At 65.0% G+C, this 23,767-nt stretch carries 21 protein-coding genes and 1 tRNA gene; 10 read left to right on the top strand and 12 right to left on the bottom strand.

All coding sequences use genetic code 11. From position 1 onward, the window contains the following. Positions 1-114: 114 nt before the first annotated feature. Together J2853_RS34020 and J2853_RS34025 are read right to left on the bottom strand one after the other, a co-directional pair. Positions 115-1,589 (bottom strand): IS3 family transposase gene (locus J2853_RS34020; protein ID WP_307556113.1). Its coding sequence is split into 2 segments (ribosomal slippage): positions 115-1,250 and positions 1,250-1,589, totalling 1,476 coding nucleotides; the frame shifts between segments, so codons are not numbered across the junction. 313 nt (positions 1,590-1,902) lie between these two features. Then, complete coding sequence (locus J2853_RS34025; protein ID WP_307564801.1) at positions 1,903-2,526, bottom strand: DUF6000 family protein; 624 nt, start codon at positions 2,524-2,526, stop codon at positions 1,903-1,905. 224 nt (positions 2,527-2,750) lie between these two features. On the opposite strand from J2853_RS34025, the gene J2853_RS34030 reads away from it, so the two are divergent. The 6 genes from J2853_RS34030 to J2853_RS34055 all read left to right on the top strand — a co-directional run bounded on the left by J2853_RS34030 (position 2,751) and on the right by J2853_RS34055 (position 7,778). After that, positions 2,751-3,110: a transposase gene (locus J2853_RS34030; protein WP_307564802.1), complete on the top strand. Its 360-nt coding sequence runs from the start codon at positions 2,751-2,753 to the stop codon at positions 3,108-3,110. After that, a complete protein-coding gene (locus tag J2853_RS34035; protein ID WP_307564803.1) occupies positions 3,061-4,185 on the top strand; it encodes an IS30 family transposase in 1,125 nt (374 codons plus the stop codon). The genes J2853_RS34030 and J2853_RS34035 overlap by 50 nt, the downstream gene beginning before the upstream one ends. A 33-nt stretch (positions 4,186-4,218) precedes the next feature. After that, positions 4,219-5,103, top strand: coding sequence for an IS3 family transposase (locus tag J2853_RS34040; protein ID WP_307564804.1), 885 nt, complete (start codon positions 4,219-4,221; stop codon positions 5,101-5,103). 517 nt (positions 5,104-5,620) lie between these two features. Beyond that, positions 5,621-6,133, top strand: a complete 513-nt coding sequence (locus tag J2853_RS34045) for a YcxB family protein (protein WP_307564805.1) — start codon at positions 5,621-5,623, stop codon at positions 6,131-6,133. Positions 6,134-6,543: 410 nt separating this feature from the next. Beyond that, positions 6,544-7,077: a hypothetical protein gene (locus tag J2853_RS34050; RefSeq protein WP_307564806.1), complete on the top strand. Its 534-nt coding sequence runs from the start codon at positions 6,544-6,546 to the stop codon at positions 7,075-7,077. A gap of 347 nt (positions 7,078-7,424) precedes the next feature. Further along, the gene (locus J2853_RS34055) at positions 7,425-7,778 is read left to right on the top strand and encodes a hypothetical protein (RefSeq protein ID WP_307564807.1); all 354 of its coding nucleotides are present in this window, start codon (positions 7,425-7,427) and stop codon (positions 7,776-7,778) included. Positions 7,779-7,824: 46 nt separating this feature from the next. Here J2853_RS34055 and istB (J2853_RS34060) read toward each other — a convergent pair whose 3' ends face one another. The 3 genes from istB (J2853_RS34060) to J2853_RS34070 form a co-directional block, all read right to left on the bottom strand. Then, on the bottom strand, positions 7,825-8,640 hold the full coding sequence (istB, locus tag J2853_RS34060) for an IS21-like element helper ATPase IstB (protein WP_307553883.1): 816 nt from the start codon (positions 8,638-8,640) through the stop codon (positions 7,825-7,827). Further along, a complete protein-coding gene (gene istA, locus J2853_RS34065; protein WP_307553885.1) occupies positions 8,640-9,881 on the bottom strand; it encodes an IS21 family transposase in 1,242 nt (413 codons plus the stop codon). The genes istB (J2853_RS34060) and istA (J2853_RS34065) overlap by 1 nt, the downstream gene beginning before the upstream one ends. 307 nt (positions 9,882-10,188) lie before the next feature. After that, positions 10,189-11,082, bottom strand: coding sequence for an IS982 family transposase (locus J2853_RS34070; protein ID WP_307555729.1), 894 nt, complete (start codon positions 11,080-11,082; stop codon positions 10,189-10,191). A 226-nt stretch (positions 11,083-11,308) separates the two neighbouring features. Between J2853_RS34070 and J2853_RS34075 the strand changes: the two genes are divergently transcribed. Beyond that, positions 11,309-12,112 carry a DUF6461 domain-containing protein gene (locus J2853_RS34075; protein WP_307564808.1) on the top strand — a complete coding sequence of 268 codons (804 nt, stop codon included), beginning with the start codon at positions 11,309-11,311 and terminating at the stop codon, positions 12,110-12,112. A gap of 192 nt (positions 12,113-12,304) precedes the next feature. Here the strand turns inward: J2853_RS34075 and J2853_RS34080 are convergent. The 4 genes from J2853_RS34080 to J2853_RS34095 form a co-directional block, all read right to left on the bottom strand. After that, a protein-coding gene (locus J2853_RS34080) for an IS3 family transposase (RefSeq protein ID WP_307568558.1) occupies positions 12,305-13,515 on the bottom strand; the annotation gives its coding sequence in 2 pieces (ribosomal slippage) (positions 12,305-13,206 and positions 13,206-13,515; 1,212 coding nt in all). A 483-nt stretch (positions 13,516-13,998) separates the two neighbouring features. Beyond that, on the bottom strand, positions 13,999-14,778 hold the full coding sequence (gene istB, locus J2853_RS34085; protein ID WP_307558420.1) for an IS21-like element helper ATPase IstB: 780 nt from the start codon (positions 14,776-14,778) through the stop codon (positions 13,999-14,001). Continuing rightward, complete coding sequence (gene istA, locus J2853_RS34090) at positions 14,775-16,262, bottom strand: IS21 family transposase (protein WP_307558417.1); 1,488 nt, start codon at positions 16,260-16,262, stop codon at positions 14,775-14,777. Before istA (J2853_RS34090) ends, istB (J2853_RS34085) begins: the two co-directional genes overlap by 4 nt. Positions 16,263-17,042: 780 nt before the next feature. Then, positions 17,043-17,411 (bottom strand): DUF427 domain-containing protein, encoded by a 369-nt coding sequence (locus tag J2853_RS34095; RefSeq protein ID WP_503167743.1) that lies wholly within the window; start codon positions 17,409-17,411, stop codon positions 17,043-17,045. A 333-nt stretch (positions 17,412-17,744) separates the two neighbouring features. On the opposite strand from J2853_RS34095, the gene J2853_RS34100 reads away from it, so the two are divergent. Together J2853_RS34100 and J2853_RS34105 are read left to right on the top strand one after the other, a co-directional pair. After that, positions 17,745-19,514 carry a hypothetical protein gene (locus J2853_RS34100; RefSeq protein ID WP_307564810.1) on the top strand — a complete coding sequence of 590 codons (1,770 nt, stop codon included), beginning with the start codon at positions 17,745-17,747 and terminating at the stop codon, positions 19,512-19,514. Positions 19,515-20,209: 695 nt separating this feature from the next. Then, positions 20,210-20,458, top strand: a complete 249-nt coding sequence (locus J2853_RS34105; protein ID WP_307564811.1) for a hypothetical protein — start codon at positions 20,210-20,212, stop codon at positions 20,456-20,458. 132 nt (positions 20,459-20,590) lie between these two features. On the opposite strand, the gene J2853_RS34110 is transcribed toward J2853_RS34105, so the two are convergent. Next, positions 20,591-20,680 (bottom strand) — tRNA-Ser (locus tag J2853_RS34110). Positions 20,681-20,948: 268 nt separating this feature from the next. Then, a complete protein-coding gene (locus tag J2853_RS34115) occupies positions 20,949-21,509 on the bottom strand; it encodes a YceI family protein (protein ID WP_307564812.1) in 561 nt (186 codons plus the stop codon). Between the two features lie 101 nt (positions 21,510-21,610). Between J2853_RS34115 and J2853_RS34120 the strand changes: the two genes are divergently transcribed. Next, the gene (locus J2853_RS34120; protein WP_307564813.1) at positions 21,611-22,165 is read left to right on the top strand and encodes a MarR family winged helix-turn-helix transcriptional regulator; all 555 of its coding nucleotides are present in this window, start codon (positions 21,611-21,613) and stop codon (positions 22,163-22,165) included. Here the strand turns inward: J2853_RS34120 and J2853_RS34125 are convergent. Further along, positions 22,149-23,732 carry a long-chain fatty acid--CoA ligase gene (locus J2853_RS34125; protein ID WP_307564814.1) on the bottom strand — a complete coding sequence of 528 codons (1,584 nt, stop codon included), beginning with the start codon at positions 23,730-23,732 and terminating at the stop codon, positions 22,149-22,151. The two genes, J2853_RS34120 and J2853_RS34125, sit on opposite strands and share 17 nt — an antisense overlap. Positions 23,733-23,767: the final 35 nt, after the last annotated feature.

Here is a 23,767-nt window from a genome sequence, read left to right on the forward strand (position 1 = left end):
GAGCCGAGTGCCCTCGCCGCAGGCATAGCGGTTTTCAAGAGGGCTGTGTTCCAGGTGGCGACATGCCCTCTCACCAACGGAACCTGTCAATTTGATCAAGGCAGTTGAGCTGGGCTAATTCTGTGTCGGCTTCTCTGGTGTGTCCTTCTGCTCGTCCGTCTGGTCCTGTTTGGGTTTGTTGATCCACGTCGGGCCGGGCAGGTTGGGAGGGGTGGGGGCGCCGCCGCTGGCGAAGCGTTCGGGGTGGGCGGCTTGGGCGGTGGCCAGGACGTGGGCGCGGCGGTCTCGGACGGCGGCAGCGCGACCGTAATGCGCGTCAGCCGGGTGGTGGTAGCCGATCCCGGAGTGGTAATGCTCCTGGTTGTACCAGGTGTAAAAGTCCTGGCAGAAGGCGCGGGCGTCCTCGATCGAGCCGAACCGGCCTGGGAAGGCCGGACAGTACTTGAGCGTTTTGAAGCTCGCCTCGATGTGCGGGTTGTCGTTGGATGTCTTGGGGCGACTATGCGACTTGGCCACGCCCAGGTCGATGAGCAACTCGGCGACGGTCTTGGACTTCATCGAGCTGCCGCGGTCGGCATGCAGGGTCAGGGCGTCACGGTTGACCTTCTGCTTGATGATGGTCTGAGCGATCAGCCGCTTGGCCAGCGCGGCCGACTCGCGGGAGGCGACCATCCAGCCGACCACGCAACGGCTGTAGATGTCGATGATCGTGTACAAGTGGTACCAGATGCCCTTGTGCGGGCCGCGTAGCTTGGTGATATCCCAGGCCCACACCCGGTTCGGGGCGTCGGCGAATAGCTCGGGGATGGTCTTGGCCGGGTGGGTGGCCTGACGGCGCCGATCGCGGCCGACCTCGCCGTGTTCGCGCAGGATCCGGTACATGGTGGATTCGGATGCCAGGTAGGTGCCCTCGTCCAGCAGCGTGAAGTACGCCGTGGCCGGGGCCGCGTCAGCGAACCGCTCATTCAGCACGGTGCGGATGCGCTCGCGCTCACCGTGCGAGAGCGCGGCCGGGTGCGGCGTGCGCGGGATGCTCGGCCGGTCCGGGGCGGGGCTGGTGCGGTTCTTGCGATACCAGTTGGCCTGTGGCACTCCGGCCGCCGCGCACGCGTTGCGCCGCCCAAGCAACGGAGTCAGTTCCTCAATCGCCTCGGCTTGGACGGTTTCGATGATCTCGGTCACTGCTCGCCCCGGCCCGTCGGTGCCTCGCTGCCGGTGGCGAACTGATCCAGCAGCGCGAAGAGCTTTCCCTGCACCTCGATCACTTGGCGGGTCTTGTCGAGTTCGGCGCGCAGCCGCTCAACCTCGCCCTCCAGCGTGTCGATCTTCTTATCGCGTGGATCGGCCTTGGGGCGGCCGACCGGCCGGGCCAGAGCCTCGCTCGCGCCATGGTCTCGGGCTGTCTTCCAACTGGAGATCAACGACGAGTACAGGCCTTCCCGGCGCATCAGCGCGCCCTTGCCGGCCTTGTCGAGCTGGTCGTACTCCGCCAGGATCCGGGCCTTGTAGGCCGCGGTGTATCGGCGGACCGCAGCCCGCTCACGCACCTGCGGGTCAGGGATTTGCGGATCCAGCTTGCTTGCTTCCACGAAGGGATGTCTCCTTCCCCGCCCTCGATACAGAGTTTTATGCCTACTTGCTACCTCTGTCCATTTTGGCAGGGAGGGCAAGGCGAAAGTACCTCATGCGTCCTTGACCATCGAAGATCATCCCACGCATATCCCGCAAGTCACAGGTGACCGTCCTTCAATCCCGTCGATCGAGAATGAGCGGTAAGGATCGCTCGTCTCCCCCGTCAGCCTCGGCACTCAAGACAAGGTATGCATGGGAGGCGACGAGACGTCCGACTCCGCCAGAGCAAGCCAACCGATGCCGCCGAAAGCGCTCGATGTTCCAGCGGCCTCAGGCGCCGACTCCCATCGCCCTCTCGGCGAAACGCAGGAGTTCGGTGATCCGGAGGTGACAGTCGGCCGGGTCCTGGTGGGAGAAGGAAGAGCCGCTCCAGAGTCCTCCGGGAACGAGAAAATCCGCAGCGCGGTCCATGCCCAGCACCTCATCGAGGTGGAGCAGCCCGCCGAGGACCCAGTCCTGGTCGTAGTGGCAGTCGCGCTGCGACAGGTACCGCTCCAGGTAGGCGGCGAGGACATCAGCGTCCTCGGACTGTCCGAACCGGGTGAGAGCGAAACTGTAGCCCTGACCGGCGTAGACGAGATCGCTCTCTAGGAGCAGGTCGGTGAGGACTCCCCGGAACCGGATCCGCCGGTCGAGACCGATGAGCCACGCGGCAGTGAGCCGCTCTCGCCAGCCGGCGAACTCTCCCGGCGCAAGCATGCATTCAAGCTCAGCGTCAGTGACCTGCCGGGCATCGCGGCCCAACGCCTGGAGGAAGTCGGCTTGCCTCCAATCGGGCAGATCGAGGAAGTTGCCGTGAAGAAGATCGAGGTAGCGGCCGGTCTCCGACTCTGGTGTGCCGATCATGTAGCGCTCAAAGACCTCGAACTCCGGATCGTCTATCGGATCAGTCATGAACGCATCTTCTGACATCCTGCTTGCAAATCGGGCCGATCGCGGGCCGTACGGACCGTGAGCTAGGCGACGGGCTCCCCGTAAGTGACCGTGACTGACCGCTGTTGACCGCCCTTAATGGCCCGCTAATGCTGTGACCGGAAAGGTTCACTGGGTCTGAGGTGCCCTGCATATTCCGGACAGTCGGCTACATAAGCTGACAGAAGTCTGGAAGAGGTAGGTACGTGACGAGGCGTCGTAGGCAGTTCTCGCCGGAGTTCAAGGAAGAAGCCACCCGCATGGTGCTGGAGGGCGAGCGGACGGTCGCGTCGGTGGCGCGGGAGTTCGACATCAACGCCAGCACTCTGGGCAGCTGGGTGAACCGGCATCGGATCGTGAGCACCCAAGACGAGCAGCGGCCGGTTTCCGGGCCGGAGCGGGCGCGGATCCGGGAGCTGGAGCGGGAGAACGCGGAGTTGCGTGACTTAGATTCAAACGATCAACGCAACGCTGCTAGTGGATGGGTGGATCGTGGCTCGGATGGGTCGGCCGGGAATGTCGGATGCGATGAAAGAAGACTTGTGGCGGCGGTGGCGCGCCGGTGACTCCATCAGCGTGATCTCCCGGGCACTGGGCAAGCCCCCGGGGTCGGTTTTCACGGTGCTGAAGCACCATGGCGGCATCGCGCCGGCCGAGCGGGTGCGCCGGACCGACCGTTTGAGCGCCGAGGACCGGGAATCGATCTCTCGCGGCATCGAGGCTGGAGCCTCACTACGTTCGATCGCCATGTCGATCGGCCGCCCGGCATCCACGGTGAGCCGTGAGGTCGCCCGCAACGGCGGCCGAGTGAAGTACCGTGCGGTCGCCGCCGAGCAACGCGCTCAAGAGCAGGCACGTCGCCCAAAACCGTCCGCCCTGCAGGACAACCCGGTGCTGCGCCAGCTGGTGATCGAACTGCTCGACAACGAGTGGTCCCCGGAGCAGATCGTGGGACATCTGCGGCTGATGCACGCCGGCAACCCGCTCATGCGGATCAGCCACGAAAGCATCTACCGCGCGATCTACACGACTCGCTGGAAAGTGATCCCGCGTGAGCTGTGCACCAAGCTGCGCACGCGCCGTCCCATCCGCAAAAACAAGAAGAACACGGTCAAGGGCCAGTGGCGTTCCCAGATCACCGGGGCACGGCCGATCGAGGAACGGCCTGACGCAGCCAACGCCCGAACCGAGCTCGGCCACCTCGAAGGCGATCTCATCGTCGGAGCCAAGAACAGCCAGGTCGCGACGCTGGTCGACCGCAAGTCCCGCTACCTGACCATGGTCGCGCTACCCAGCCGTCACACCACGACGGTCATCCCTGCCCTGCAGCAGGCGTTCTCACTGATGGATGCTCGCCTGCTCAGCACTCTGACCTGGGACCGCGGTATGGAACTCGCCAGCCACCAGCTACTGACCGAAGCGACCGGCGTCGACGTCTTCTTCGCGGCACCGCGCAGCCCATGGCAGCGGGGCACAAACGAGAACACGAACAAACTGATCCGGCAATATCTACCAAAAGGCATCGATCTGAGCCTGTACAGCCAAGCTGACCTCGACGCCCTGGCCGCCCGACTGAACAACCGCCCCCGCAAGTGCCTCGGCTACCGAACCCCGGCCCAATGTGTTGCCTTGACTCTTTGAATCTAAGGCCGCCTTCTTCGCGGCCGAGAGTCGATGACGCTCGCCAAGTACGAGCTGATCGACGCGGAGAAGGCCTGCCACTCCATCGTCAAGATGTGCGCCTGGCTGGGGGTGTCTCGCTCGGGCTACTACGAATGGCGTGAGCGGCCGGCCTCGGCCACCGCGCAACGCCGGACACTGCTGGCAGCCCTGGTCGCCGAGATCTTCACCGACTCGCACGAGACCTACGGCTACCGGCGCGTCCACGCGGCCCTGCTGCGCCGCGGCGAGCACTGCTCAGCCGAACTGGTACGCGCCTTGATGCGCACACTGGGCCTGATCCCGGCCCAGGTACGGGCGTTTCGGCCCACCACCACCGTGCAAGGCGACTTTCGCGGTATCCCCGACCTGGTCGGCCGCGACTTCACCGCCACCCGGCCGGGAATCAAACTGGTCGGCGACATCACCTATATCCGCACCTGGGAGGGCTTCCTGTACCTGGCCACCGTGATCGACTGCCACAGCAAAGCGGTCCTTGGCTGGGCAATGGCCGACCACTACCGCACCGACCTGATCAAGGGTGCGATCCGGATGGCCGTCGGCACTGGCCTGCTCCAGCTCGGCGCCGTGTTCCATGCCGACCGCGGCTCGAACTACACCAGCGACGAGTTCGGTCGTTTCCTGGCCGGCCTGGGCATCCGCCGCTCGGTCGGCCGCACCGGGGTCTGCTACGACAACGCGATGGCCGAGTCGTTCTTCAGCGCGATCAAGAACGAATGGCTGCACCGGTTCGTCTTCACCACCCGAGCCAAGGCAAGACGGCAGGTCATCCGCTACATCGAAGGGTTCTACAACCACCGGCGCCTGCACTCCGCGCTCGGCTACCGGCCACCTCTAGAAGTACTCAACGAGTCCCTTTCAACCCAAACAGCCACATAGGCTACGCCCATAAGACGGCTGTCCGGAATCACCATGGCCCCTCAGTCAGCGACGCGTGCTGATGCTCGCGTTGGCCAGGGATCTGTGCATTGGTCATCTGTCGGCAGTGGTGGCTATGGTCGTGGTGCGCGGTCGGCATCCGAGGAATCCAACTCCGTAATGAAGCAGCCTCCCTGGTTCTGTGTGGGGGTGGTCCCGAACTCACCCAAGGACCTATCCAACGGCCAGGCATCAGTCGAGGGCCGAGGGTCACCTGTCAGCGCCGACCGCGCAGCACGCACCCGAGATCGGTTATTCCTGGCTGGTGCTGTGGCACGAAATGCTCATTGGCTCCGGCCATGAGGTCTCGCAAGAGCATCCCTCCAACGAGTGCTTTTCTCGCTACAGAGCGCCTCACAACTCGGTGAACCTTTCCGGTCACAGCACTAATGGCCCGGCGATCACCTTGGCCCGTCTCCTCGCGACCCTCGCAAGCTGCCTGCCAGGCGTGACATTGCAAGTGTGTGCGGAGCCTTGAATGATGGTGAACACCTCAGACGAAGGCGGCATGGTGGACTTTGCGGTCAGATACGAACCCACTCCCGATGAAGTAGCGCGAGCACTCAAACAGGGCTTCAGGCGACAACTCAAAGCCACCTATCGGGTACTACCGCCGGTTCTGATCGTCTCGGGCCTCGTCTGCATCCTGGTTGGTAACGTCAGCCTGGGAGTCGGCATGCTCGTCGGCGCGGTCGTGTTCCCGCTCATAGCGACCTGGTCGATCGGCCGGACTGCCAAGCGACAGCTCACATACCTCTGCGTGCCTACCACACTCCGAATGACCAGCGACGGGTACGAGTGTCGAACCGACCAATCCACCACCACGATGCAGTGGTCCCTGTTCGGACGAGTCGAGACCACCCCCGAGTTCTGGTTGTTCTTTGTGAACAAGCAGTGCGCGGGTTTTCTCCCCAGGCGCGCCTTCGACAGCGAGCAACAGGCCGAACTCGACGGCTTCTTCGCCGCGCGGCAGAACGCAGGAGTTACCTGAAATACTGACCTGTATTCCCCTTTTCTTCTAACGATTACGGCACCCCAAACCAGACCTCTTCCTTATCAGGGCCATCCCACCCATGATCAGAGGCCCCTGACCCGCCTTCGGATGGTGCTGGACGGGTGCGATCGTGAGCTGTTGTGAGGGGCTGTTGCAGTACTCGTTTCAGTAGACAGCCTCTCGAACATCGCGTATCTCGAATCGTGATCCTGCGGATTAAAAGATCGCCCTCGGGCTGTTCCGGACAGTTCAATGCAGGTCGTGAGCCGCACACGATCCACCCTGAACGGCTCTGAACGCCCCTGTATTGCAACCCCAGTGCCCGAATGGAATTGGCATGGTGATCAGGAGACAGGTGCGCGACAGCACAGTGATCTTGTCAGTGGAGCCCCCTATGCTCCTCGACCATGGAAAGAGACGAAACTCCTGCGGTGGAAACCGCACAGATGGATATCGAAGTGCACTACAGCCATGCTTACCTCGTCGATGAGGATGACGACTGCTATCCAGACGGCATGTTGGACGACTCTCCAACTCACCCCGTTGGGATCATCCGAGTGGAGAAGGGCATCGCCTTCCTGGTCACCGGCCTTCACACAGGCACGGTGAGCTTCACCGTAGCTGTAGCCGATCAGGATCCGGGTGCCGACCTTGAGGGCTATGAAGACATAGTAGAGATCAGCTTCGAGTCGCCGTCAGGTTACATCTCGCTGTATGAATCGGGGGGTGCAGGCGTTCACGGCATCCCTTCGTTATCCGCCGGCCCCGGGACGTATCGCTTCCGGTATCACGCACGTGGAATGGACGCCGCCCGGGAAGAGAATTTTTCCGATGCGGTGATCGATCACTACCTCCTCCAAATTTGGCCGGCGTCACACCATGATTCCGTCGTACTCAAGTCCACCAGCTCATATTTCCGATACTGGCTGAGCGCCGGGTGATGCGGTAAGACCAGTACGGAAGAGATCGGGCGGCGTCGTCAGCTTAGGAAGTCTCTGACGCACTTGGCCCCTGAGCTGGCGAAGCGCTGACCTGCGGGGGAGCGGGCCGAGTACCCGTGGTTCCCCGTGAGTCCCCCTTGTTCACCCTCCTGACGGGCACGCAACGGGCACGACGTGACCTTCTAATCCGTAGATCCCCAAACGATGTCCAGGGACGTTCAGACTAGTTCGCCGCGTTGGGTGCCAGTGGTCCGGCCGTTCGTATCAGTCCAGCTCGGTCCGAGGTCGTACGGCCCGTTGGCTCCCACATCGCTGGGAGTCCAGCGCTTCATGGCAGGCTGACCCCGGTGACCCGCGGCTCCGACAAGACCTTCCCAGTAGACAAGCTGAGCGCTCTTCGGCTTGGAAGGTCCCTCGTCGCTGAAGTCGAGGCGAGCCGGCCAGCGTACCGGGCCTGGGTCGAGATCCGCCCTCTACGAACCCACGCCGACAATGGCGCTCGGCGAGAAGGCTGGACCCGCACCGATGCAAAACGTGCCTTCCAGCTGACACATTGCGAATATGTCACCGAGCACCTCGACGGCTGGGACTACGACATCGGAAGCAACGAGATCAAACGCACACTCGCCGCTGACGAGGCGCAACTTCTCGTCGTCCTCCAAGACTGGGGCGTACCACTGTCAACGACGTCTGAATCCTGACCCCCTATCGTCGTCTGAAAATTGACCCCTCTCGCGTATTTGATCGTTACTGGTCGTTGCTGGGATTGGCCGCGGGCACGCGGCCAAGGTCACGGTTTTTGAGGCGGTAGCTGTCTCCCTTCAAACTGATGACTTCGGCGTGGTGGACCAGCCGGTCGATCATGGCGGCGGCCACAACATCGTCGCCGAACACCTCGCCCCAGCGTCCGAAAGGTTTGTTGCTGGTGACGATCAAACTGGCCCGCTCATAGCGACTGGAGACCAACTGGAAGAACAGATTGGCCGCCTCCGGTTCGAAGGGGATGTAGCCGACCTCGTCCACGATCAGCACCGGGATCCGAGACAACTTGATGAGCTCGCCCTGCAGCATGCCGGCGGCATGGGCATCGGCCAGCCGGGCCACCCACTGGGCGGCGGTGGCGAAAGCGACCCGGTGACCGGCCTGACACGCCCGGATCCCCAACCCGATGGACAGATGGGTCTTGCCGGTGCCGGGCGGGCCGAGGAAGACCACGTTGTCCTTGGCGGTGACGAAGTCCAGCGCGCCCAGATGCGCGATGACCTCACGCTTGAGAGAGCGCTGGTGGTCGTAGTCGAAGTCCTCCAACGCCTTGCGGGCCGGAAAGCGGGCGAAGCGGATCCGGGCCTCGCCGCCGTGTGATTCCCGGGCGGCGACCTCGCGTTGCAGGCAGGCGGCCAAGAACTCCTCATGCGTCCAGGACTCGGCCCTGGCCCGCTCGGCCAGCCGATCGATGGAGGCCGCCAGGGATGGGGCCTTGAGCACCCGGGTCAGATAGGCCAGCTCGGCCGCGACGTTGCGGCCGCTGGTCGTGGTGGTGGTGTTCGTGCCGGTCGCGGTCATCACGCCACTCCCTCGATGCCGAGCAACGCGTCGTAGTCACTCAACCGACGCTGCTCGACCTCAACCTCAGCGGGGGCCCCGGCTGTGGCCGGGGCAGGGGTCGTGCGCAGGCCGGTGCGGCGCATCGCGGCGGCCACCTGCGCATGCAGCGCATCGGTGATGGTCTGGTGCGGCGCCCAGCACCGCCGGTGGCGGGCCACCAACTGCCCGCCGCAGGTCACCGTGACCTCCTCCAAGGAGGCGACCACCTCCACCAGACGGCCGATCACCGAGGGATGGACCGAGTAGTCACACGAGGCGATCCGCACATAGTGATCACGCGCCAGCCGAGTTGAGGTGCGCCAGCCCACGGCCGGCGCGATCGGCGGCAACGCCACCATCGCCGCCAGATCGGCGTGCAGCCGATCCAGCGGACGGCACTGGATACGCCGGTGATGGCGGCTGTTGGCCCGGGGCAGCCAGGCGGCCAGCTGGGCGTTGAAGTCCTGCGGCGAAGCAAAATCGCGGCCGGGCAGAAACGAGGTCTCCAGATAGCCGTTGGCCCGCTCGACCAGCCCCTTGGCCTCGGGATCTCCCGGACGGCACTGCGCGATGCGCACCCCCAGCGCTCCGCGAAAAGCATGGGCGTCCGCGGTGAGCTGCGGTTTGCCGCCCCGCCACTGGCCGATCGCGGACTCGTTGTCCCACACCAGCGTCTTGGGCACCGCGCCCAGCTCCGACAACAAAGCCCAGTGCCCGGAAAACAGATCCCCCGCGGTGCGCGAAGGCAGCATCCGGGCCATCATCCACCGCGAGTATCCGCTGACGATGACCAGCACCGGCGGGCTGGCCAGATGCCCAGCCCCCACCGGCACCTTCACCGGCGGAAACCACAGATCACATTGGGCCAGCTCGCCCGCGTGATAGGTGGTCCGCGACGCCGGATCGACCGGCTGGAACTGCGGCCGCAGCACACGGATCCGGTCTTTGAGGACCGTGAGCGAGCGCTCCCAGCCGATCCGCTCGGCGATCACCGTCGCGGGCATGGTCGGAAACTCCGCCAGCAGCGCCCGGATCCGCGGTTCGGCCGCGTCCACGATCGATCCCTTGCCCACCCGCTCATATGCTGGCGGTGCATCGGCCGCCAGCGCCCGTTTCACGGTGTTCTTCGAGATGCCCATATGCCGAGCGATCGCCTTGATCGGCATCGTCTCGGCTCGATGCAACCGGCGGATCTCCGCCCAGTCCTCCACCTTGATCACCCTCCAGAGTGACTACAAGGGGGGTCAATTTTCGGCCGTCGCCACGGGGTCAGTTTTCACCCGTCGTCGACAACCACCCGAGTATTTCTCCTACCCGTGGGACACCGAATTCCCGGCTTAGCGCACTATCAGCTTGGGAAGCGGCTGCTGATCCTGACGTCCTGAGCTGGGGAAACGGGGGTGCAGGTCAAGGCGGGTCGAGTGACCGTGAGTCCCCGTGAGTGACCGCGGTTCCCCGCCTGTTCTGGCACGCATCTGGCACGCGATCAAGATTGCGACCATACCTAGACGAGTAAGTCCGATGTGATCAGTGGTCGTAGGCGATCAGCGAGCGGGTGACCGGGGCTCCGGTCTTGTTGTTGTGCCAGATTGCCGCGGCCATCGCCAGGATGCGCTGGGCGACGCGGACGGCGACGCCCTCGAAGGTCCGTCCGCCGTGTTGTTCCAGGTCGAGTTGGCCTTTGAGAGTGTCGTTGACCGACTCGATGAGCTGGCGGACCTTCTTGAGCATTGGCTCGCCGTGCCGCTGTTTCTCCCGCTTGCGGGAGGGACGCAGCAGGTCGATGCCGTGGGCGGCGAGTTCCTTCTCAAAAGGCTTGGAGGCGAAACCCTTGTCGCAGATGAGCAGAATGCCCTCGCGTTCGGCGATCAGGCCGGCATCGACCTCGAGCATCGCGGCCAGCACCTCCCGCTCGCCGATCTTCGGGTTGGCCAGCGCCCATAAGATCGGCATGCCGGTCGGGGTGCACACCAGATACAGCCGCAGGCCCCAGAAGAACCGGGAGTGTGAGGCGCAGTAGCCGTAGCCGGCCCAGCCGGCCAGGTTCGAGCGCTGCACGGTTGGGCGCGACATCCCGCACGGCACCGGTGTGGAGTCAACGATCCAGTGGTTGTCGAACCAAAAGTCGCTGTCGGTGGCCAGCTCCCGGATCATCTGCTTGACCAGGGGCAATGCCGCGCGCAGGCGTTTGTTGTAGCCCGACTGCTGCGGCAGGTACGGGAACATGCCGGACAGGTGCGTGCGGGCGAAGCGCAGCCAGCGGGCCTCGGAGTGGTGACCGAGCAGCGCCTGGGCCACCGCTAGGCAGACGAGCTCGGAGTCGCTGAGCAGTGGCGGCCTGCCCATCGATCGGCTTCCTCCGATCTTGTCGTCGATCTTCACATATAGTGCGGTCAAGAGGGTGTTCAGGTCTTGCGTCACAACATGATCTTGAACGCCCTCTCTTCATGCCCGGTCACCGGCCCCAGACATCGGACTTACTCGTCTAGGCATCAGAGTCCTCCGCCAGCGTGACATATCGCAGTGTCCGCTACTTGGCTGAGGACTGGGATATGGATGCGTTCGGTGCCCCGCTGTTCTCTCGACACGTTCGGGATCATGTGTAGATTGTCAGAGCATGTCGGACCCCCAATTTCGCTCGATGCGAATGACTCGCCTTATCCGCCCCGACGGCACTCCCGGTATCCGGGAGTGGGCCAGGGCCAACGGTTACGGAGTCAGTGCGAACGGCATGATCTCGGGCGACGGCCACGAGGCCTACTTTGCCGCGAATCCCGAGGTGTACGAGGCGGTCCGCGCATCCGCGCAAGACGCCGGGGTCAGCCCAGACGTTTACGACTGGTCTGATGACGGGCAGCTCGGTCCCGTCTACGCGATCGTCTTCGTTCGCGGGCTGGATGAGCGCGAGGTCCTCCACCGTCTTGGTGCCGAAGAGCAGGACATCCGGCTCGTCTCCGATGAAGAGGTCGCCGAGCACCAGGCAGTGGGGAGCCTTGGGGAGATCATCAGGGTCGCTCGCATTGGGGACTGGACGGTTGCCGAGTGCAAAGGCCGGCAGGGAAGCCGACGGGAGTTCATCGAATCCCTCTCGCGCGACGGGGGCGAGGTCATCACCGTGCAACGCGACGGCGTCGCAGATGGCAGCTTCATCCACGCCGTGGATGGGCAGGTGGTAACCAGCTTCGTGCCATCTCGTCCCTTTGAACGCCAGGGAAGCGATCCCGATGGGTTGAACGGTCACTTACGCGTATTGGGCATCGATCCCACTGCGGACGACATAGTTGACAATGCCGTCCCTGCAGCCCTCGCTCTCGCTAGTAGAATCAGCGGCGTAGTGATCATCGATACAGTTGACAATTACATCCCTCCGCCCCTCGCTGGCAGATTCAGTGGTGCGGTGATCCTCGATCCGGCATCTCCCAGATTGGGCGCAGCGATCTCCATTCGGTGATAGGCCGCTATAGAGTGATTCCGCTTTGGTTACTTCCAAGCTCCGTGACTCAGCCCTTTGGAATGGAGCGGGCGACGGGAATCAACCCGCGTTGTCAGCTTGGGAAGTCTCTAACAGGCCTGGTCGCTGACCTGGGGAAGGGCTGGCCTGCGAGGGAGGGGGGCCTTGGCCCCAAAATGTGGACACCAGCTGTCATGCGGCGAGCAGGACCCTATCGGACCGCTGCTCGTAGGTGATCGGGCTGAGGTAGTTCAGGCTGGAGTGCCTCCTTCGGGTGTTGTAGCGAGTGATCCACTTGAAGACCTCCAGGCGAGCCTGGCGGGCCGAGGACCAGCGTTTGGCGCCCTGCAGCGTCTCGCGTTTGAGAGTGGCGTTGAACGCCTCGGCGGCAGCGTTGTCCGCGCTTGTCCCGACGGCGCCCATCGACTGGCGAACACCGAACTCCTTGCACACGGCGGCGAAGTCGGCGGAGGTGTATTGCGCCCCGTGATCGGAGTGAAAGACCGCCCCGGCCAGGTCACCACCCCGCGTGGCGGCGGCTGCCCGCAGCGCGTCGGTCACCAGCTCGGTGCGCATGTGATCGGCGATCGACCAACCAGCCAGGCGACGTGAATGCAGGTCCAGCACCGTCGCGAGATACAAGAACTGTCCCTCACCGACGGGCAGATAGGTGATGTCGCCCACGTACCGCTGGTTCGGCGCGGCCGCGGTGAAGTCCCGCTTGATCAGGTCGGGCATCTTCTGATGGGAGGGCTCGGGCACCGTGGTGCGGACCCTCTTACGCAGATGCAGCCCGACGATGCCGAAGACCCGCATGATCCGCGCCACCCGCTTGTGATTGACCCGCCGGCCCGCATCGCGCAGCTCGGCAGTCACCCGCGGGCTGCCGTAGGTGCCATCGAAGTCGGCGTGGATCTGCCTGATCTCCGCCGCGAGCGCAGCGTCGGCCGCCGTCCGCACCGCCCTCGCCGGTGTGGCGGCCACCCACCGATAGAACCCCGACCGGGAGACCTCCAGCACTCGGCACAGTCGCTTCACCCCGAAGGCGTCACGGTGATCGGCAACGAACTGGAAGCGACTCACCAGTTCGTCTCCCCGGCGAAATACTTGGCCGCCCGCCGCAAAATCTCGCGCTCCAGCTCCAGTTCCCGGATCCGGGCCCGCAACTGCTTGTTCTCCTCTTCCAGCACGTTGCCGGAGGTTACCAATCCCGTCGGCGGCCTCTTCACCGAGCCCGTCTTCGGAGCAGTGCCGGCAGACCGCGCCTGGTGCACCCACAGGCGCAACGTCTCACGGTTGACGCCCAGGTCCTTGGCCACCGACGCGTACGTCCGCGACGGGTCCGACAGATACAACGCGACGGCGTCTGTCTTGAACTCAACTGAGTAGGCCTTCATGGCCACGAGGAACTCCTTGGTCTCCAGATCTCTATGATCTGGCACTCAAGATGTCCACACCTCGGGGTGAAGGCCCGGGCTCCGATTACCCGTAATTACCGCTTGTGACCCTCCTGACGGGCACGCAGCGGGCACGGCCTGAGAACCCCGTGCGGACGCACGCACCCCTCTCGCCGGATCTTCCCGTCTGCCTCGTCCCACCCCGGAGGCTGCTGTTTAAGCTCGCAAAGCTGAGCGAGGGCGAGTTGTGTGAGGTGGATATGTCTGCTCGTGATCGGCGATTGGCTCGGGGGGCTTCTTGGCCGTTGACTCGGTCGGATCTGAGTGAGGTGCTCGGGGAGCACTTCCAGCATGTTCGTGAGCTGAATTTCTGGGGCGATGTACCGCAGCGCTTAGTGCTGGAGGTTAGATGGCATCCGGGCCGTGTCAATGGCCAGGTGCGTGTCGCCGCTGGTGGCCAAGAAAAAGTCCCCAGCTCTTCGTAGTTGACTACTTCATGGTGGGTCGTCCTGGGCCTCGGATGCGGGCCTGTCGCATGCGGAAGGACTCGCCCTCGGTGACCACGACGATGCTGTGGTGTAGGAGCCGATCCAGCAGGCTGACCGCGGTGGTGTGCTCGGGCAGGAAACGCCCCCACTGATCGAAAGGCCAGTGCGAGCCGATCCCGAGCGCGCGGCGCTCATAGGCGGCGGCGACGAACCGAAACAGTAACTGGGTGCCGGTATCGTCCAGCGGAGCGAATCCCACCTCGTCGATGACGACCAGATCGGCGCGCAGTAGATTCTCGATCACGCGGCCGACGGAGTTGTCGGCCAGACCCCGATAGAGCGTCTCGACCAGCTCGGCGGCGGTGAAATAACGGACCTTGTAACCGGCCTGGATAGCGGCGACGCCGAACGCGATGAGGCTGTGGGACTTGCCGGTGCCGGCCGGCCCGACCGCGCAGTAGTTCTCCGCCGCTCGAACCCACTCCAGCGAGGCCAGGTAGTCGAACGTTGCCCGGGGGATCGAGGAGGCGGCGACGTCGAACTCCTCGATCGTCTTGATGACCGGGAACGCGGCGGCCTTCATCCTCATTCGGGCGTTGGAGGCATCCCGAGCAGCCAGCTCGGCATCGATGAGCGTGCGCAGGAACTCCTCGGGGTTCCACCGTTGCGTGCGGGCAGTGAGGAGCAGCTCCGGTGCCAGAGCCCGGATCGTTGACAGCTTCAGACGGCGCAGCCCGCCATCGAGGTCGGCGGCCAGTGGCGGAAGAGCGGGCGCGGTCATGACACCTGCCCGATCTGGTTGAGCTTGTCGAGGGTATAGGCCGACAGCGGCCGGGTCGGCACCTGCGGCAGCTCCAAAACGAGGGCCTCTCCGGCCGGGCAGGGCTGCGCGGTTCCGGCTCCAGCGGCCAAGATCGAGCGCACGTCCTCGGCCCGCCAGCGGCGAAAAGCGACTGCGCGCTCCAGCGCCGACAGCAGGGCCGCTTCGCCGTGCGCGGCACGCAGTGCGGCCAGCTCCTCCAAGTCAGCGGCCAGGCGGGTGTTGCCGGAGGCGGCCGAGGCTGCCAAGAACGCCTCCGCGACCGGGCCGAGTCCCAGGAAGGTCTTCTCCGCCTCGGTCCTGGGCCGGGCGGGGCGGCGTGGTGCGGGCCGGGGACCGCCGTAGTGTGCGTCGGTGACCGCTGCCTCGCCGGGAGCGACCGGGACGTGCTCGGCGACGATCTCACCGGTGGCCAGGTCCGAGACCAGCAGCCGCCCGTCGGCCTCCACGACGGCGACGGCGGCGCCGATCAGCCGGGTCGGCACCGAGTAGCGGGCCGAGCCGAAGCGCACGCATGAGAGTTTGTCGACCTTGCGGGTGGCCGGCGCCTTGCCGATCGCGGGCCGCAGCGACGGCAGCGCGCTCAGCAACTCGCGCTCAGCGGCCAGTCGCTCGACCGGGATCGCGCAGATCTCCGAGTGCGGCACCGCGTTGACCTCGGCGCACCACTGCCGCGCCGCGACGTTGGCCGCCGTCAGATCATCGAACGGGGCGTGCGGTGCAATCAGGTCACGCTTGGCATAGCCGACCAGGTTCTCCACGATCCCCTTCGATTCGGGATCAGCGGCCTCGCACCAGTCCGGCCGAAAGGCGTAGTGCGTCGCCAAGCGGACGTAATCGGCGGTCGGGATGACCTTGTTGGCGACCACGCCGCCCTTCAGGCAGCCCATCCGATCGGCCAGCACCGCTTTGGGCACCCCGCCGAGTTCTTCGAAGCATTCAGCCAGCATGGCCAGGGTGGTGGCGGCCCGCTGGTTGTCGGCGAAGCGCACGAACCGGATCCTGGACCAGGCCAGCACCGCGCAGAACACGTGCAACCCACCGCCGGCGTCCCCCCAGTCGATGACCAGCATCTCGCCCGGCGTCCAGATCGCCGGACGCCGCCCGCGATGGTGATCGCGCCGCCAGGTCTTCTTCGCTGATGCGACCAGACGCCGCAGGTTACGCGCCGATCCGGTATACCCGGCGGCCTGGGCCAGCGGCAGCAGCCGCTTGGCCGAGATCTTCCCCGCGGTGGCCTGCACCTTGCCGGCTACCAGTTCGGTGACCGCGTCGAAGTTGTGTTCACGGCGTTTGCGGCAGGTCGGCTTGTTGCCGGTCAGGGAGCGCTCGATGATGCGTCTGACGGTCTTGTGCGTGGTGCCGCATATCTGCGCGGCCCCGCGATAGGTGCCTACCTCGCGGTAGGCGGCGATGATGTCCATGACTTCCCCCGAAGATTTCATGGCCGAACAGACCCCCTGAGCGGTGATCTCGTGACTGGCTGACACCGTCACGATCACCGCTCAGGGCACACACCTCCCGACGACACGCGAACGAGAAGCGGGGACCTAAATCGGCCATCAGTGGTGACCTCGAACTGGCCACCTGTGGGGACTTTTACATGGCCACGGACAGGCCGTGCGGGCGGTATCCATCCGGACGTCTATGGGATTGCGCTGTCGGTTTATCCTGTCCGGTCTGCGGATCGCGCTGAGATCAGGGAAGCGCTACGCAGGGCTGCTCTGCCAGAGTTGCGAGACTGGATAACTCGCGCGGTGGCGGCTACTGAGACGTGGAAGGCGACGTCTCACCGGCGTTCGTGGCATTGGACTGAGCACGGGGTGTTGGAGCCGCAAGAGACGTCATGAGGTGCTCAACGACGGTGCGTCGCCGGAATCGGCGAGTGCGTTGGGTACGGCGGGTGCGTAGTGCGGCTACGGCCCAGGGCGCCGCCGGCCGGGACCGGCGCCCACGCCGCACGCCCGGACGGCGGGCGGCAGAGGGCCGGGTACGGCGGCGCGGCGCGCCGCCGCTTGATACCTATGAGAACAATTCGGCAGTGCCTGGGGGCTCGCTCATGTGTCGTGCCCTGGGACATGCTTGACACTTCAGTCCCACCAGATGCGTGACAGTCCTGACTGTTCCGAACCAGGCGACGCTCACGATCCGCGGCAGAAGCGGATGTTCAGCGCCGTCAGGGCGGACAATCTGTTGCGCGTGGCGGCGATCGCAACCCGCGACGCTTACGCGGCCTGCCCGTTCACCTCCAGCGTGACGCCTGGCTTCTCGGCCCAGAAGGCGAGCAATCCGGCGATCTCCTCCACCTTTGGGAACGGCTCCGGGTAGGACCAGACCACGTCCTCGGCCACATCGTCACCGATCTGAACCGACCAGTAGGCGGCGTCGCCCTTGAACGGGCAGTGCGACGTCGTTGTCGATGATCTGAGCATGTCCATCTTCACGTCCGTCGACGGCAGGTAGTACCGCGGTGGACAGCCCGTCTCGGTGAGCACGATCGGCTGGGAGGAGGTGGCGACGACCACGTTCTTGACTCGCACCACGACCTGATCCGATACAGGCGTGAGCTCGATTTCGTGTCCTCGTGTGTTCATAGACCGATTCCATCAAACGTCCCCCGCGGCCGCCAGCGTAACGCTTCGCGGCATGAGAGTAAGCTAACCAGCCGACGTGCGGATCGCGGCATGTGCGGACGGTTCTTTCGCGGAATGACGCACCTCGAGATCCGCGCGGAATGCGGTATGACCATGGCCTGGTCGGTAGAGCTAGCCAGCATCAAACGCCCCGTCGTGGCGCGGTTGAATCCCGACGTTCGCGGAGCGACGGGACGTGGGTTTCCACTGAACCGCAGGGCGTCGAGCCGTAGACTTCGGCAGTGAACGCCGACGACGTCTGGCCGTTGCGCGCCCCCGCGGGGAGGAGATCGCATGCAGGACCCGTCGGACTCGATGGAGATCGCCGAGCCTGAGGAGAACGGCCAGAGCAATACCGCCGACTCACCTGTTGTGGACGATCCGACACCCAACTCGGACATCGACTCAACGACGGCATCGATGGTCCTAGCGGAGGTGCTCCCAGGGGTTGCTGTCGTCTTCGGTGAGGTCCCGGCGGAACTCAAGCTCGATCTGATCGACTTTGGGCTCGTGTCGGCCGCCGACCGCACGCAGATCTCCACAGTCCTCGCCTCGATCGGAAACACGGCGACCGTGGCCGGCAACCTCGGAAACGCATTCGCCAGCGTGCAAGGGCTTTACAGGTTCAGCGACGCGACACTGGCCATGCTGAGGGCCGGCGGAACGCTCGCCGTCAAGGATGGCGCGAACCTCGGAGCAGTGATGTCCTCCGGTCGCATCGTCGGTCAGGCCCGCTTGATCCCCTTGACTGCGGTGAGCGCGGCGCAGACCGCGGCTGCGATCGGGCCAGCGCTGGCCATGGTCGCCCTTCAGATGCAGCTGAGTGAGATCACGGGCCTTGTCAGAACCAACATCGCGCTGACAAGCCAGGTACTCACGACTATCCGCCACGGGCAGTGGGCCGAGCTGACGGCGCTCGTCGCCACCGTCGATCACGTAGTTGACCAGGCGCGAGAGGTCGGATCGGTCCCGACGTCCCTGTGGGACACCGTCGCGGGTAAGAAGGCGGACCTGCGTACGCAGCTCAACCTGTACCGACTGAACGTCGGCACGCACATCCGGCAGATCCATCGGCTCGACACACATGGCCGCCGTGAGTATCTCGAGACGAACGCCGAGGCAATCCTCTTCGACGCCAACGCCCTCCTGTCTTCCGTCAAGGCATGGACCGGATATCAGGCGCTCCACGCCGCGCGGGCGAGAACCGCTGGGCCCGAAGACGCCGGCGAGGCCCGGCTCGTCGAGGACATTGCGCGCCGTACCGGCAAGGAGCTCGAGTCCGCTCTCGCCGAGACGACGAGCCTCGTCGACTCGCTGACGCGGGAGCTACGAATCATCGCCGAGCTCCCCGGACGCGGCGCACTGCCACTGCCGGGGAAGCGGAGGGACGCGAATGCGGCCCGCCAAACCTCCGCCCTTCTTCTCGCGGCGATCGAGCCTCTTGCCGATGCTCTCCATCCGCCGGCCCCTCCGCTCGAGGCTCCGGGCGTCGTCTGCGCACCCGAATCGCTGGCTCTCGAGCCGTACCTTCGCATCCTGCAATGGTTCCTCGAGGACGGTGAGACCCTACGTGTCCTCGGCTTCCCCGATCAGCTCGATGCTCTCGGTCCCATTTCTGCGATCTTCAGTGGAGCGAAGGAGAAGTTGGCGGCAGCGAGGGACAAGGTGGCGGCAAAGACACTGGTCGCCGTCACGGATCGCCGAATCATCACGGCCAAGACGAACGCATTCCTTGAGCAAGGCGAGATCCGTCAGGACATCCCGATTGACCGGGTGCGATACGTCCGAACAGCGACCACACAGGACAGAAGCGGGCGCTTGGCGATCGACCTCATCACGCGCGACGAGAACATCCGGTGGCTCTTCCACGCTGACATCGACAACACTCAAGTGGACGCGCTTGCCGCCGTGCTTGCCGAGTCGATGACGATCCCGGACGTTGAACGCGATGAGCTTCAACGGCGGCGCTACACCCCCATCGAGGCGGGCAGGAAGGGCGAGAGCACTGGCACGAGGTCTACGGAACCGACTGGATCCGAGGCCACGACCTGCGATGCCGAGTAGGCCTCGAGCCAATTGACGCAGGGCCGCCCCGACCGCACGTACCGAGCTTGGTCACGTGCGGCGGTAGGTATGGGTGCCTGATGCGGGCACGATGGATGGAGCGAGTGAGCAGCTTTCCCGTGTGATCGATGCTCAATCGCTCCACTTGGTGGGCAGTGGTGTGCGGCCGACCGGCGCAGATATCGGCGCCACCTCTTGGATCACGTCCGCACCCGGCTCCGGGGAGTCCCGAAACGCCCGCTCATCGGCAGGAGCGGACGTAGCGGCTCCCGCTTGGGCCTGCGGTCACGGACGATGAGGAATCGATGCACGATCCCTAGACCAGCCGTCAAGCATCTCGTGGGACTAGTCCCTGATCCCCCTGCGGGGAGGCCCGTTCCGGATTGAAAATCGGGTGTGGCCGCTTTGGGGATCGCCTCTGATGTTCATGATGGGTACGGCCTGGCTTTGGTGTCCGTCTGGTTCGAGTTGGTCGTGTGGACCGATGGCCGGGTGTTTCGCTGGTGGACGGGCCAGGAGTCCGGACGTGCTCGACGGCGGCGGTATGTCTTCTGCTCTGTAGGTGATCCGGTGACGGCTGCGCGTCGGGTCGCCGATCGCTGCGCCGAGCTTCAGAAGGAGCATCCCCGGCCGGTTCCGATGGCGGGAGATCCGCGGTGATCGGGGTGAGCGACTGCCTGAGTCCGCATGTGGCGATGACGCAGCGCGATCACATGCGGCTGGTCTGGCGGGAGCCGTACCAAGGGGTGACGCGCCTGCGGGTGATCGCCTGGACCTGCTGTTGCCGGGCCACGCTGTATGAGCTGTGCCAGACCGGAGGACAGGCTTTCATCCGCCGCACGCTCCAGCTCGACGGCGACCGGCAGGTTCACGAGACCTATCGCCGGCCGATCCGGCAGGCAGAGGATGTGTGGAGGGCATTGCTCTCCGACGAGGCCCGATAGGGGTGACGCCACGGCAGGCCTCTGCCGCCCGTGTCGCGGGTGAGGGCCTCATCGCAACTCGAACTGCAACCATGACGCCCTTGAAGATCAAAAAGGCCCTCTCCCAAGTTTCGGGAGAGGGCCTCTGTACTGCGGAGGCTCGGGGATTTGAACCCCGGATGGGCGGTAAACCCAAACCGCATTAGCAGTGCGGCGCCATAGACCTGACTAGGCGAAGCCTCCTGGTTGCCGATCGGCTCAGCACAGAGTACCGGCCTTACGGCGAGGCGGCAAAGTGGTTCTCGTGCGCGTCGCGAATGCCGATCACAGCCAAGTTATCCACAGATGGTGGATAACTTGCTCCACATCTGTGGACAGAGTAAGGAATTCCCAGCTAGAGGTGATGGTAACCCTGGGGATTCCTACTATGCGAGACGTCAAATCTCAACAAGCGATCACAACGAGGGCTCCTCCTCGTGAGCGAGGAAGGAGCCCGTGGAGATCGTGAGGATCAGGCGCGGTTGGCTTCGCCCTCGACCTCGATCTTGATCTTCTTGCTGACCAGGACGCCGCCGGTCTCCAGCGCCTGGTTCCAGGTCAGGCCGAACGCCTCGCGGTCGATCTCGGTCGTGAGGGAGAAGCCCCAGAGCTCCTGGCCCCACGGGTTGGTGCCGGCGCCGCCGTACTCGACGGTGAGCTCGACCTGCTTGGTGACGTCGCGGATGGTGAGGTCGCCCACGAGGACGAACTCGTCACCGGAGTGGCCCGCGACGCGGGTGCTGCGGAAGGTGATCTCGGGGAACTTGTCGACGGAGAGGAAGTCGTCGCCGCGCAGGTGGCCGTCACGGTCGGGAGAACCGGTGCTGATGCTCGCGGCCTTGATCGTGAGCTCGGCGGAGGACTCGAGGGGGTTCTCGGCGACCGTGACGGTGCCGGAGAACTCGTCGAAGTGGCCGCGGACCTTGCTCACCATCATGTGCTTGGCGATGAAGCCGATCCTGGTGTGAGCGACGTCGAAGGTGAAGGTGCCCGCGGTGGGGAGCTGAAGGTTTTCCCAAGTCCGAGTGCTCATGTCTACTCCCGAAGAGATGCTTGCTGCGTTGATGTTTGCGACAACAGATTTCTACACGAGGAATATTCCTCACGTCAACTACTGTGGGATACAGTGGAAAGGTGATCCCTTTTGACGACCCACGCCTGACGGCCATGGGCCTCCTCGCGGAGGTCTACACCGGCATCGTGGCGAAGACGCACCACTCCTTCACCGCAGACGGACTGTCGGAGATCGACTTCGAGACTCTGATCCGGCTGGCGCGCTCACCCGAACATCGGCTGCGCATGAGCGACCTGGCCGCGCAGACGAGCCTGTCCACCAGCGGGGCGACCAGGGTCGTCGACCGGCTGGAGCGTGAAGGGCTGGTCACGAGACAGGCGTGTGACAGCGACCGCCGGGCCTCCTACGCGGTCATCACCGAGGCCGGCATCGACCGGCTCCAGGCCGTGATCCCGCAGCACCTGGCCGACATCGAGACCTGGTTCACAGGTCTGCTCTCCCCCGAACAGCTCAACGCCTTCCTGGAAACCCTCAGGATCATCCGCGACGCCGTACGGCCCTGCGCCACGGCGGGAGTCGAACCCACGTCGTCCTCGCACACGCCGTGCGATCCCACGCCGGCGAAACTCACACCCGCCCAGCGCGCGCCGGTCGAGCTCACACCGTCCGAATGACGGAGAGCCCTCCCTCCGCGGCCATCGCCCGCAGCGTTCTCTTCGCGAACTTGCCCACGGAGGTCTTCGGGACCTCCTCCACGAACGCCCACTGATCCGGCAACTGCCACCGGGCCACCTTGCCCTCGAGGAACTCCCTCAGCTCGGAGGCGGAGACCTCGCCGTCAGGGACCACGCACGCGAGCGGTCTTTCCCCCCACCGCTCGTCGGGCACGCCGATCACCGCCGCCTCGACGACCGCGGGATGGGACATCAGAAGGTTCTCCAGCTCCACGGAGGAGATCCACTCGCCGCCCGACTTGATGACGTCCTTGGCCCGATCGGTCAGCGTCACGTATCCGGCGTCCAGCCGGCCCACGTCGCCGGTGCGCAGCCAGCCGTCGTGGAACCGGTCCCGCTCGGGGTCGAGGTAGTACGACGAGGTGACCCACGGGCCGCGGACCTCCAGCTCTCCCACCGACTCGCCGTCGGCGGGCAGCACCACGTCACCGCCGCCCACGATGCGTCCCTCGACCCCGGCCAGCAGCCGCCCCTGGGTGACCCGCAGGTCCCAGGGGTCTTCCAGCGGGGCGACGGTGGCCAGTGGAGAGGTCTCCGTCATCCCCCAGGCGTGCGCGATCCGCACGCCGAACTCCTCCTGCAGCGCCCGTATCAGCGACTCGGGGACCGCGGAGCCGCCGCAGGCCACCAGCCGCAACGAGGACAGGTCGGTGGGATGCGTACGGGCGTGCCGCAGGATGTCGTTCCAGAGCGTCGGGACCGCCCCCGACACGGTCGGGCGTTCCTCGGCGATGATCCGTGCCAGATGCTCGGCCTGGAGGAACCTGTCGGGCATGACCAGCGACGCCCCGGCCATCAGGGAGGCGTACGGCAGGCCCCAGGCGTTGGCGTGGAACATCGGCACGATCGGCAGGACCCGGTCCTCGGCGGCCAGTCCCATGGCGTTGGCCGTACAGACCGACATCGAGTGCAGGTAGGCGGAACGGTGGCTGTAGACGACGCCCTTGGGGTTGCCGGTGGTGCCGCTGGTGTAACACATGGCCGCGGCCGAGCTCTCGTCCAGCTCCGGCCAGTCGAAGGAGACGTCCGCGGCGTCGAGCAGCGTCCGGTAGTCGTGGACCCGGGGCCCGTCGATCGAGCCCTCCCCGACGACTATCACGTGCCGGACCGTTTTGAACTGGGGCAGGATCGGCGCGAGGAGCGGGATCAGCGTGGCGTCCACGAGCAGGACGTCGTCCTCCGCGTGGTTGGCGATGTATGTCAGCTGCTCGGGAAAGAGCCTGATGTTGAGCGTGTGCAGCACCGCGCCCATGCTCGGCACGGCGAGGTAGGCGGCCAGGTGAGCGGCGTTGTTCCACATGAACGTCGCGACCCGCTGGTCACCGGTGACTCCCAGCCCGCGCAGGGCGTTCGCCAGGCGGGCGGCGTCCAGGGCCAGCTCTCCGTACGACTGCCGTGTGAACCCGTCGCCGGTGTAGGTGACGACCTCGTGGCCGGGGAAGAGGTCCGTACCGTGTCGCATGATCGAGGTGATGGTGAGTGGGAAGTCGCCCATCGTGCTCCGCATCAATCGATGATGACTCGATTACCGGACAAGCGCTA

The organism is Streptosporangium lutulentum (assembly GCF_030811455.1).
GTDB lineage: Bacteria > Actinomycetota > Actinomycetes > Streptosporangiales > Streptosporangiaceae > Streptosporangium > Streptosporangium lutulentum.

Coding starts and splice junctions, on each gene's coding strand:
- J2853_RS34025 (WP_307564801.1), bottom strand. CDS start 2,526: ATGACTGATCCGATAGACGATCCGGAGTTCGAGGTCTTTGAGCGCTAC.
- J2853_RS34035 (WP_307564803.1), top strand. CDS start 3,061: ATGTCGGATGCGATGAAAGAAGACTTGTGGCGGCGGTGGCGCGCCGGT.
- J2853_RS34040 (WP_307564804.1), top strand. CDS start 4,219: ATGACGCTCGCCAAGTACGAGCTGATCGACGCGGAGAAGGCCTGCCAC.
- J2853_RS34045 (WP_307564805.1), top strand. CDS start 5,621: ATGATGGTGAACACCTCAGACGAAGGCGGCATGGTGGACTTTGCGGTC.
- J2853_RS34050 (WP_307564806.1), top strand. CDS start 6,544: ATGGAAAGAGACGAAACTCCTGCGGTGGAAACCGCACAGATGGATATC.
- istB (WP_307553883.1), bottom strand. CDS start 8,640: ATGACCGCGACCGGCACGAACACCACCACCACGACCAGCGGCCGCAAC.
- J2853_RS34075 (WP_307564808.1), top strand. CDS start 11,309: ATGACTCGCCTTATCCGCCCCGACGGCACTCCCGGTATCCGGGAGTGG.
- istB (WP_307558420.1), bottom strand. CDS start 14,778: ATGACCGCGCCCGCTCTTCCGCCACTGGCCGCCGACCTCGATGGCGGG.
- istA (WP_307558417.1), bottom strand. CDS start 16,262: ATGAAATCTTCGGGGGAAGTCATGGACATCATCGCCGCCTACCGCGAG.
- J2853_RS34095 (WP_503167743.1), bottom strand. CDS start 17,411: ATGAACACACGAGGACACGAAATCGAGCTCACGCCTGTATCGGATCAG.
- J2853_RS34100 (WP_307564810.1), top strand. CDS start 17,745: ATGCAGGACCCGTCGGACTCGATGGAGATCGCCGAGCCTGAGGAGAAC.
- J2853_RS34105 (WP_307564811.1), top strand. CDS start 20,210: ATGACGCAGCGCGATCACATGCGGCTGGTCTGGCGGGAGCCGTACCAA.
- J2853_RS34115 (WP_307564812.1), bottom strand. CDS start 21,509: ATGAGCACTCGGACTTGGGAAAACCTTCAGCTCCCCACCGCGGGCACC.
- J2853_RS34125 (WP_307564814.1), bottom strand. CDS start 23,732: ATGCGGAGCACGATGGGCGACTTCCCACTCACCATCACCTCGATCATG.